9 protein-coding genes are annotated in these 9,194 nt (G+C 67.1%); 8 read left to right on the top strand and 1 reads right to left on the bottom strand.

Features of this window, described 5'->3' with window-relative positions; all coding sequences use genetic code 11:
• Positions 1-44 precede the first annotated feature (44 nt).
• Positions 45-881 (top strand): protein kinase, encoded by an 837-nt coding sequence (locus ACWF94_RS24300; RefSeq protein ID WP_453492200.1) that lies wholly within the window; start codon positions 45-47, stop codon positions 879-881.
• Positions 882-2,558: 1,677 nt separating this feature from the next.
• Here ACWF94_RS24300 and ACWF94_RS24295 read toward each other — a convergent pair.
• Positions 2,559-3,029 carry a GntR family transcriptional regulator gene (locus ACWF94_RS24295; protein ID WP_453492197.1) on the bottom strand — a complete coding sequence of 157 codons (471 nt, stop codon included), beginning with the start codon at positions 3,027-3,029 and terminating at the stop codon, positions 2,559-2,561.
• 168 nt (positions 3,030-3,197) lie between these two features.
• Between ACWF94_RS24295 and ACWF94_RS24290 the strand changes: the two genes are divergently transcribed.
• The 7 genes from ACWF94_RS24290 to ACWF94_RS24260 all read left to right on the top strand — a co-directional run bounded on the left by ACWF94_RS24290 (position 3,198) and on the right by ACWF94_RS24260 (position 9,145).
• On the top strand, positions 3,198-3,554 hold the full coding sequence (locus ACWF94_RS24290; protein ID WP_453492194.1) for an SCO3933 family regulatory protein: 357 nt from the start codon (positions 3,198-3,200) through the stop codon (positions 3,552-3,554).
• Positions 3,551-3,757, top strand: a complete 207-nt coding sequence (locus tag ACWF94_RS24285) for a hypothetical protein (protein ID WP_453492191.1) — start codon at positions 3,551-3,553, stop codon at positions 3,755-3,757. Before ACWF94_RS24290 ends, ACWF94_RS24285 begins: the two co-directional genes overlap by 4 nt.
• Complete coding sequence (locus ACWF94_RS24280; RefSeq protein ID WP_453492188.1) at positions 3,758-5,155, top strand: FtsK/SpoIIIE domain-containing protein; 1,398 nt, start codon at positions 3,758-3,760, stop codon at positions 5,153-5,155.
• Positions 5,156-5,200: 45 nt separating this feature from the next.
• The gene (locus ACWF94_RS24275) at positions 5,201-5,905 is read left to right on the top strand and encodes a DUF2637 domain-containing protein (RefSeq protein ID WP_453492186.1); all 705 of its coding nucleotides are present in this window, start codon (positions 5,201-5,203) and stop codon (positions 5,903-5,905) included.
• A 149-nt stretch (positions 5,906-6,054) separates the two neighbouring features.
• The gene (locus ACWF94_RS24270; protein ID WP_453492183.1) at positions 6,055-7,554 is read left to right on the top strand and encodes a replication initiator; all 1,500 of its coding nucleotides are present in this window, start codon (positions 6,055-6,057) and stop codon (positions 7,552-7,554) included.
• On the top strand, positions 7,551-7,757 hold the full coding sequence (locus ACWF94_RS24265) for a helix-turn-helix transcriptional regulator (RefSeq protein ID WP_453492180.1): 207 nt from the start codon (positions 7,551-7,553) through the stop codon (positions 7,755-7,757). The genes ACWF94_RS24270 and ACWF94_RS24265 overlap by 4 nt, the downstream gene beginning before the upstream one ends.
• The gene (locus ACWF94_RS24260; RefSeq protein ID WP_453492177.1) at positions 7,751-9,145 is read left to right on the top strand and encodes a tyrosine-type recombinase/integrase; all 1,395 of its coding nucleotides are present in this window, start codon (positions 7,751-7,753) and stop codon (positions 9,143-9,145) included. Before ACWF94_RS24265 ends, ACWF94_RS24260 begins: the two co-directional genes overlap by 7 nt.
• The last annotated feature ends 49 nt before the right edge of the window (positions 9,146-9,194 follow it).

Genomic DNA, 9,194 nt, shown 5'->3' with positions numbered 1-9,194 from the left:
CCCCTGCTCGGGGTCGGCCGCGTCCGCGAAAGGAGAGAACGACCTTGTCCGGCCTGATTCCAGAGTTGCCGATCGTGGTGCGCGACGCGCTCATGCCCATCTCTCAGCGTCTCGTACTCAACCGCCGGGGGTCCTCGGTCTGGGACGTGGAAGGCGATCGCGGCCGGTACGCGGTGAAGCTCGGGTATCCGATCGAGGCCACGCCCGAATGGCCGGCCCAGCCCTGGACCGCTCTCGCGCCCGCACGTGAAGGTGCGGTTCTCCATCGCCTCGGTGTCGATGACATCGCCTACGGGGAGTGGGAGCGCGGGACCTGGAACGTCCAGCCCTGGAGAGAGGGGCCGGACCTGTACCGGCTGTGGAAGCCGTGTCGCGTGGAGGGCTCAAGCATCGAGCCGCATACGGGTGTGGTCCTGGGGTGCGTCGAAGCCCTGGCCGAGCTGCATGCGGCGGGCTGGGCTCACGGGGATGTGCAACCGGCTCACTTCATCGTCGGACCGGAGCGAACGCACCTCATCGACCTCGCGTTGGCCCGTGGTGAGCACGTTCCTGAGGGATTCGACTTCCCGTTCCGGGGGTGCCTCGTCCACTACGAGGCACCGGAAATCTCACGCAGTGTGCTGGCCACCGGAGAAGCCGAACCTACGCAGGCTGCCGACATCTACGCCCTCGGCGCGTCCCTGCTGATCTCCGCCACCGGTTGGCGAGCGGTCGAGTATCCCGACGACGCGCCCCGCCCGGTACAGCGGCAGGCAATCGCGGACGGAAGGCGTCGGTCCGTGACCGTACCCGGGGATCTGGGCGGTTTGATCGAGGCAATGCTCAGCTTCACGCCTGAGGACCGGCCAACCGTCTACGAGGTGGGCAAGGCCCTGAGCTGAGCGTTCCCCATCCGTCAGTTGATGCCGCTGGCGGCGTCCGATGCACAACAACTGAAGACCGGACCACCCCTTCGGCCTGGACAGCATCCGGGATGGTCCGGTCACGGAAGCCCTGTTCAGGACCCCAGTGCCGATGGTACCGGGGTGTTCGTCGTGCCTGAATGCGGGCGCGGTCCCAACCTCGGTGCGGACTTGTCGAGTTGGAAGGACAGAACGGTTTGCGGTGTGGTCGGCGGGGTTGGCTTGCTGTGGTGGTGGGTGTCGCGGGCGTGATCGCGTCCGGCTGGAGCGGCTTTGGCCGGTGTCCTGCCCGGTTGGGGGTCGGGCATGGTCAGGGGGCCGTACGCTGTCCGGCTACTCGGGCAGGCTTGTCCCCTGCCCGCAATGTGTCCGAGGGGCCCCCTGGCCTTGCTCGATGCGGGGCCCCGGCCGGGGAGGTGGCTAAAGCCGTGGAAGCCGGTCGCCCCAGCCCTGACATCTGTGCAGCCAGGTTGCAGCCGGTTGCAGCTCCGCGGCCGTCGGGAGGTGTGGCCTCGCTGGGCGGGTGTCGGCCTGGTACTGCTGCTCCGACGGGTCGGGTTGATCCCTGTTCTGGCTGTTCGCTCGTGGACTTGTGCGCTGAGCGGGTTGGCCGCCGTGAGCGGTGGCGAAGACATGGAGCGGCGGCGGCCTGGGGCCGCCAGCGCGCGCGGCCCGCGACAGCGGGCCGCCTTGATCCAGTAAAGAAACTCTGAACAGCTCGGCTGCGCATGGGCCTTGGCCGGTCACGTGGCGATGCGCTGCCTCCCCTCCGCACCTGCTCTCGCGGAGCATGCTCCGATATGCACCGCAATGGACTGCTCATCATAGTTTGCCCTGCGGGTCGCGGAAACTTGTCCACAGGCTCGGGACTGCAAGCTGACATTGGCGCGGGGGAACGGAAACTCCTCGACCCGGCCGTTGCCTGCTCGTGACCTAATGGAGCGGATTCAAGGAGTGGTTCGGGGAGTTGGGAGTGCTGAGCTGATTTCTGCTCGATGACTGTCACACCGGCAGGGCTTTCGGCACCTATAGCAAGTGAATCACGGAGATGACGACATGGGTGATCCGAGTCACAGATCGGGTGGAGGTGTCACACGGGTCAGGCTGCGGACACCTCTACGGGCGAACTCGGGAAGGCGATCGTTGCGGTATTCCTACCTAGCACCGAAGTGCCGGTTGGCCAAACCGGCGATTGTCCGGACCCTTGTGGCAGTCACCGAAACCGATGGAAGGGACAGATGGTGTGCGCGCGGAAGAGAGGCCAGATCCCGCCGGGCGGAAGCGGAAGAAGATTTCTGCCCGCCGTGCGGGACCGTGGAGCCGCGCGCCTGTCGCCGTGGCCGGAGGCTTGGTAGATGTGGCGTTGGAGGGATGAGGATGGCTTGCCCTCGACGCGGGCAAGCCCCGATCCGGTGGTGGGCATCCGCTGGGCAAGCTTTCGGACAAGCCTCCGGCGGTTGAGTGACTGCGGTACGCAACGACAGCACGGCAGGAGACAGGGAGACATGGCCAAGCGGATGGGCGACCAAGAATCGGAGTTGATCGGCATTCATATCCGGGATGCGGCAGAGATGTCCGCGCTCATCCGGGAAATGTCGGCCATGGTCGGCCGGCTGCGCAGGGAATCCAGGGAACTACGGCAGGAAGTCGCTCGGCTCAGGAGTGGCGCTCCGACTGCTGAGCGGCCTTCAACTCCTCGACTTCCCGCCGCAATTCCTGATGCTCCGCACTGAGACTGCGGATTTCGTCTCGTAGCGCGGTGAGTAGATCGGCGAGGGAGGCCCCGGCGGATGCGTCGCCGGGCTCCTCCCCCTCTCCGATATCTTCCCCCCCCTTGGTTTCCTTTCCCAGATACCAGGCGGGTGGGGTGTAATCGATGGTGGACGCGGTGTCGGCAACGAAGCTGCCGCGCCCATGAATCGTGTAGATCAGGCCCTCGTCCCGGAGCACATTCAGGGCGCTCCTCGCGGTCATGTTGGCGACGCCGAAGCGGGCTTGTAGCTCACGGATGGACGGCATCTGTTCCCCGGCCTTCAAGCGGCCTTTCACGATGTCGCGCCGAAGCTCGTCGGCGGCGTGCTGATACGGCGGCCGACGATCATGCTTCTTCTCTGGCGCGGAACTCATGTGCTCAGGGTAGCGACTCCTAGCCCCCCTAGCACACCCCACTGACATAGCTGGCCTATGTCTGCTGATACCTAGCTCACCACGGTCACTTGACAATGCTAGGTCAGCTATGTTCAATGGATCTAGCCCCGCCCCCTGGCGGAGCCCAACCGAAAGGACGTATCACCCATGGCTCGTATCCGCGTTGGCCTGCTCCCTTCCGCGTCGTTCATGGTCGGCAACCTGCCGGTGCCGAAGTACACGGACCAGGAGAAGACGCAGTTCGCCACCGACCGTGAGACCGGCGCGAAGCTCTACACGGTGACCCTCTTCTTCATGGAGGACGACCGCGCCGAGGCACTGAAGATCACTGTTCCGGAGACCGGTCTCCCCAATGGCCTCAAGCCCGGTATGCCGGTCATGCCGGTGGAGCTGTTCGCCACCCCGTGGGCGCGGATCTTCAACGGCTCGCTCTCGGACGGCGTCGCCTACCGCGCTGACCGCCTGGACCTGATGGCTCCGGCTGCGGAGAAGAAAGCGGCGTGAGCGTCCCCGCTTTCCGGTTCGGCGCTGAGCGCATCTACCCGATGCCTCACGCCGGGCCGGACCCCCGGTTCACCGAGGCACTCGTCAACTCAGTGGCGGCCGTTCTCGTCAGCTCCGGCTACCCCCACTTCGCTGCCCTGGAGGACTGGGCAGCCCTCGAATCGGCCCTCGCGACCTTCCTCTACGAACACAAGGAGCAGTGAATGTCTGTGCAGGAGGTGTACGGCCTGGCTCCACTCGTCGCGGTGACGGTCGCGGCCGTGTTCGCCGGATGGGCGGTGTGGTGGATAGTCCGCTACCTGCTCGCCGATCCCATGACGCGCCTGTCCATCCGGCAGGCCGTGCGCGTGCGGCGGGGCTGGAAGCGGCTCGCGCCGATGCTCAAGCTGGCGGCGACGGACAGGACTCCGACCGCGCTCGCCTCGCTTTCGACCATGGACGGCAAGTCGATCAAGCCCCGCGTCCTGGTCCCGGCTCTCAAGGTCAAACACGACCCGTACGGCGTGATCGCGCGGGCAACCTGCCTGCCTGGCGTGGGCATGGAGGAGTTCCAGAAGGCAGCTCCGCATCTGGCCAACGCCTGGCGGTGTACGCGGGTAGCGGTCACGCAGGACACGCCCGGCCAGGTCGTCATCCGGGGTGTTCGGCTCGACCCGCTCAAGTTCAAGACCGAACACCGCCCCACAGGGGAGATACCGCAAAAGCCCGCGCGGTGGGATATCGGTCTGGACGAGTACGCGCAGCCTGTTTCCGTGGACCTCACGCAGGTGCCCGGCGTCACCGTGGCCGGTCTTCCCGGCTTCGGCAAGACCTCGCTCATCAACCGGCTGATCTCCGACTGGGCACCCTCACCCGCCGTGCAGTTCGCTTGCGCGGACGGCAAGGTCTCGACGGCCAGGGAAGGCGACTATGCCCACCTGGTGCAGCGGATGTTCGCCTTCGCTGGTGACGACTTGGAAGAAGCCAACAACCTGTTCAAGCGGCTGGTGGAACTGCGCCGCTCCCGCGTCTCGGCCGCTGAGCGCATTCTCGGCGTACAGAGCATGTGGGACGTCGGCCCCTCCGCAGCCTGGCCCCTCGTGGCCCTGATCATCGATGAGGCGCACACCTACTTCCGCGATCACAAGGGAAGCGACCCGAAGACGAAGAAGCTCGCCGCGCTCGCCGCCGAGAACGCTCGGCTCGTCGAGGACCTGGTGAAGAAGGGCCGCAGCATGGGCATCCTCGTCATCCTCGCCACGCAGAAATCCACCGGCGACGCGATCCCGACCTTCATCCGCGACGTGTGCCCCGTCGGCCTCTCCTTCGCGCAGAAGACCGCCGAAGCGGCCGTGGCAGCGCTCGGTGAGGACATCCGGGAATGGCCGGACGCCAACCCGATCAATCTCCAGGACCGTGCGTACGTCGGCGTCGCGTCCATGAACCACCAGTCGCAGCCTGGCTTCACCCGCATCCGGACGCCGTTCGTCTCAGGCAGGGACAGCGCAGCCATCGCCCAGCAGACCGCACACCTCACCCACGACCCGGCCGACATCCTCACGGCCCAGCTCGGCCCCCTCGACCTGGCCAAGGGAACCGGGCACACCGCTGAAGCGGCCTGAATCGACCACAACGCGCCGACACAATCGGAAGGAGGTGAAACCCTCATGCCTGAGGACCGGATCACTCAGCGCACTGTCACGGCCGTGATGATCGTCATCGCGCTGCTCGCGTTCGTCTTCTCCTTCGGCAACGTATGGGCGCTGGCTTTGCGCCTGGGCGTTCCAGAACCCATCGCGCCGCTGATCGCACCCATGGTGGACCTCTCCGTCCTCGGCCTCCTGGTCGCCCTGCGCTACCTCTCCCTGCGCGGCGTCCCTGCCGACGAGATGACAGCGGCAAACCGGCTCATGCACTTCTCCGGACTGCTGACCCTGGCTCTCAACGTCGCCGAACCCATCGCGGCCGGACACTACGGCCGTGCCGCTGTCGACGCCGTGGCCCCGTTGCTCCTCCTCGGCTGGGGAACGGTCGGCCCTCAGCTCCTGCGCGCCTTCCATACCGTCACCCGCAACGCGACCCCCGCCCGTGCCGTGCCATGCGCAATGGAACCGGGGCCCGAGACGGCTCCCGACCAGACACCCGCCGTGGCGCCGCCCGCCGAACCGGCCGCGCCCGTCACACCCGAACTGGCGTCGGCTCCCGCCCCGGTCATGCCTGCGGTCAAGGTCCCTGAACCGCTGCTGGCCGAAGCACGCTCCATCGCCGCATCGCACCAGGCCGAACACGGCGACGCGATCACCCCGGCACAGCTCAAGATGCGCCTCGGTATCGGCGTCCCCATGGCCAACGCACTCCACGCCGCCCTGTAGGGCCACACTCCCGCCGGCCTTCCCGGCAACCCTTACCGGCCCTCCCCTGGGTCCGACTCGCCATGCCTGCGGGCAGCAACCGTGCCGCGCCAACGCGGCTGCTGCCCGCATGGCTCCACCCCTCGTGCCAGAAGGGACTCCCCGCCCCCATGCGCCGCCCCCTCGACCTGCGCCACGTGATCAGCCCCAGCCTGCGGGACCTGATCGAACTGGCCAACACCCACGACTTCGACCGCGTCACCGAACAGGTCCGCGACCTGCGCGGCTGCACCAGCCCCGTCAACCTCCACGGCTGGACGGTCACCACCGACCCGACCAGCAAGCAAGTGATCCGCTCCTACCGCTCCGAAGACGAACCCTCCGGACGCCTGCTGACCACCTGCGGCAACCGCCGCTCCTCCCGCTGCCCCGCCTGCTCCCGCGTCTACGCCGCCGACACCTACCACCTCATCAAGGCCGGACTCTCCGGCGGCAAAAACGTCCCCGAAACCGTCCGCGACCACCCCCGCGCCTTCGTCACCCTCACCGCCCCCTCCTTCGGCCCCGTCCACAACCACAAGACCGACAGCGCGGGCAAAACCCGCCCCTGCGGCTGCGGCACCCACCACGCCGAGGACGACCAGGTGTTGGGCACTCCGCTCGACCCTGCCGCCTACGACTACACCGGCGCCGTGCTGTGGAACGCCCACGCCGGACAACTCTGGGCACGCTTCACCACCTACCTGCGCCGCGCCCTGGCCAAGCACCTCGGCATGACTCAGAAGGCGCTCAACGCCGCTCTCCGCGTCTCCTTCGCCAAGGTCGCCGAGTACCAGAAGCGCGGCCTGGTCCACTTCCACGCAGTGATCCGCTTCGACGGACCGGACGGCCACACCACCCCGCCCCCACCCTGGGCCACCTTCGACGCCTTGAAAGTCGTCGTGGGCCTGGCCGTCGACCGCGCCCAGCTCACCATCGCCTCCGCCGCCACCGGGGAACGCGTCATCACCTGGGGCACCCGGTACAAGGTCGACCCCATCACGGCCCTGGGGAGTGGCGAACTCACGGACGCCGAGGTTGCCGAGTACACAGACGCCAAGATCGCCGGATACGTCGCCAAGTACGCCACCAAGAATGCAGAAGGCACGGGCACCGTAGACCGCACCCTCATGTGCCGCCCCTGCGCCGGACGCGGATACGTACGCGGCCCCGACCGCTTCCACGACCGGTGCACCGACTGCGACGGCACCGGACAGGCCGAGCCCATCAAGGCCCTGCCCGTGCAACAGCACGTCCGCCAGATGATCCGTACCGCCTGGGCCCTGGGCCACCTACCGGAGTTCGCCGAACTCAAGCTCTGGAAATGGGCTCACATGCTCGGCTTCCGCGGCCACTTTTCCACCAAGTCCCGTGCCTACTCCACCACGCTCGGCGCCCTCCGCGACGTACGCCGCGCCTGGCGCCTCGCCCAAGCCGAAGCCGCCCGCACCCGCGCCGGCCTCCCCGTCAACGACGAGAACACCACCCTCGTCACAGCCTCCTCCTGGACCTACCTCAGCAGCGGCTACCGCCCTGGCGAAGAACTCCTCGCCGCCCAGACCCGCCACGACATCACGCAAGCACGCGAACTTGCCGAACGCGCCAAGACAGAAGGAGAACCCTGGCTGTGACCACTCCGACCAAGACCGAGAGGCAGACGCTGAAGCTGGTCGAAGCGCTGGCAGAGATCGGAGTGTCCCGCGCCGCCTTCTACCGCATGCGCGCTCGGGGTCAGGCCCCCAGGCACCTGAAGCTCCCCAACGGTCAGATCCGCATACGCCGGGCCGACCTCGACACCTGGTTCGACTCCTGCGAGGTGCAGGAAGCGTGCTGACCTACGACGTTCAGATCTGGAGCATCCGCAAGCGGCCCGACCGTGCGGCTGCCTATCAACTCCGCTGGCGGGTCGGCCCCCGGCCCTTCTCCAAGAGCTACAAGATCAAGGCGCAAGCCGACGGTCGGCGCTCGGAGCTGCTGGCCGCCCTGCGCAACCGCGAGCAGTTCGACACGGAATCCGGCCTCCCTGCCTCGGAGGTACAAGCGCTCAACTCCACTACCTGGTACGCCCACACCCGCGCCTATGCGGAGATGAAGTGGTCCGGCGCTTCGGCCAAGCACCGCGCGAGCATCTCAGACACGCTGGCCACCATCACGCCGAAGCTGGTCAAGGACAACCGTGGGGGCCCGGCCCCCAAGGTGCTCCGCATTGCTCTCTACTCGTGGGTCTACCGATTCGTCCTCGGCGACGACGGAACGCTGAGGGCCCGTCTTGATGTCGAGCAGCCGCCCGCCGACATCGTGGCGGCGTTGGACTGGATCAGCCGGAAGTCCGTGGACATGACCGCCCTGAACACGCCCTCAGTGGTGCGTACGGCGCTCGACGCTCTGAAGCTGAAGCAAGACGGCACAGCCGCTGCTGAGAACACGGTGAACCGCAAGCGGACCGTCTTCAGCAACTGTCTCCGGTACGCGGTGGAACGGGAGTTGCTGACGACCCTGCCCCTCGACAAGGTCGACTGGACACCGCCTGAAACTGACGACGAGATCGACTTCCGGTTTGTCCCCGGCCCGAAGCTGGCGAAAGCGCTGATTGAAGCTGCTGGCGAGCAGGGTGAACGTGGACGCCACCTGATGGCATTTCTCGGCTGCCTCTACTACGCGGCCAACCGCCCTGGGGAGGCGTCCGGTCTCCGAAAGGACGACTTCACCCTCCCTGACGAGGGCTGGGGCGAAGTGCTGCTGTCGATGAGCATGCCCCGCGTTGGCTCCGGGTGGACCGACACGGGCGAGTCGTTCGATACGCGCGGACTGAAGAAGAGGGCCCGCAAGGCGACTCGGCCAGTACCGATTCCCCCAGTCCTCGTGCGCCTGATCCGCGAGCACATTCAGGAGTTCGGCACCGCTGAAGACGGCCGACTGTTCCGTGCCGCCCAAGGCGGTCATGTGCTGTCCAAAGAGTACGGGGAGGTTTGGAAAGCGGCTCGACTCGCGGTGCTGACCGAATCGGAAGCGGCCTCGCCGCTGGCTGACGTGCCGTACTCCCTGCGCCACGCGGGCGTCTCACTCTGGCTTGAGTCCGGAGTCTCCCCGGCAGAAGTCGCACGCCGGGCAGGCCACAGCATCGCAGTCTTGTTCCGCTTCTACGCCAAGGCCATCCACCGAAACCAGCAGCGCGCGAACCAGCAGATCGAGCGGGCACTGGAAGCTGCCGACGGCGAATAGGCCGGGTGGCACTCCGACCACAGGCGCCATCCCTCCCCCGTGTGGGGAG

Source organism: Streptomyces sp. NPDC055078 (genome assembly GCF_053607985.1).
The sequence above is the reverse complement of the archived record's forward strand: the minus strand, read 5'-3'. Positions and strand labels throughout refer to the sequence as shown.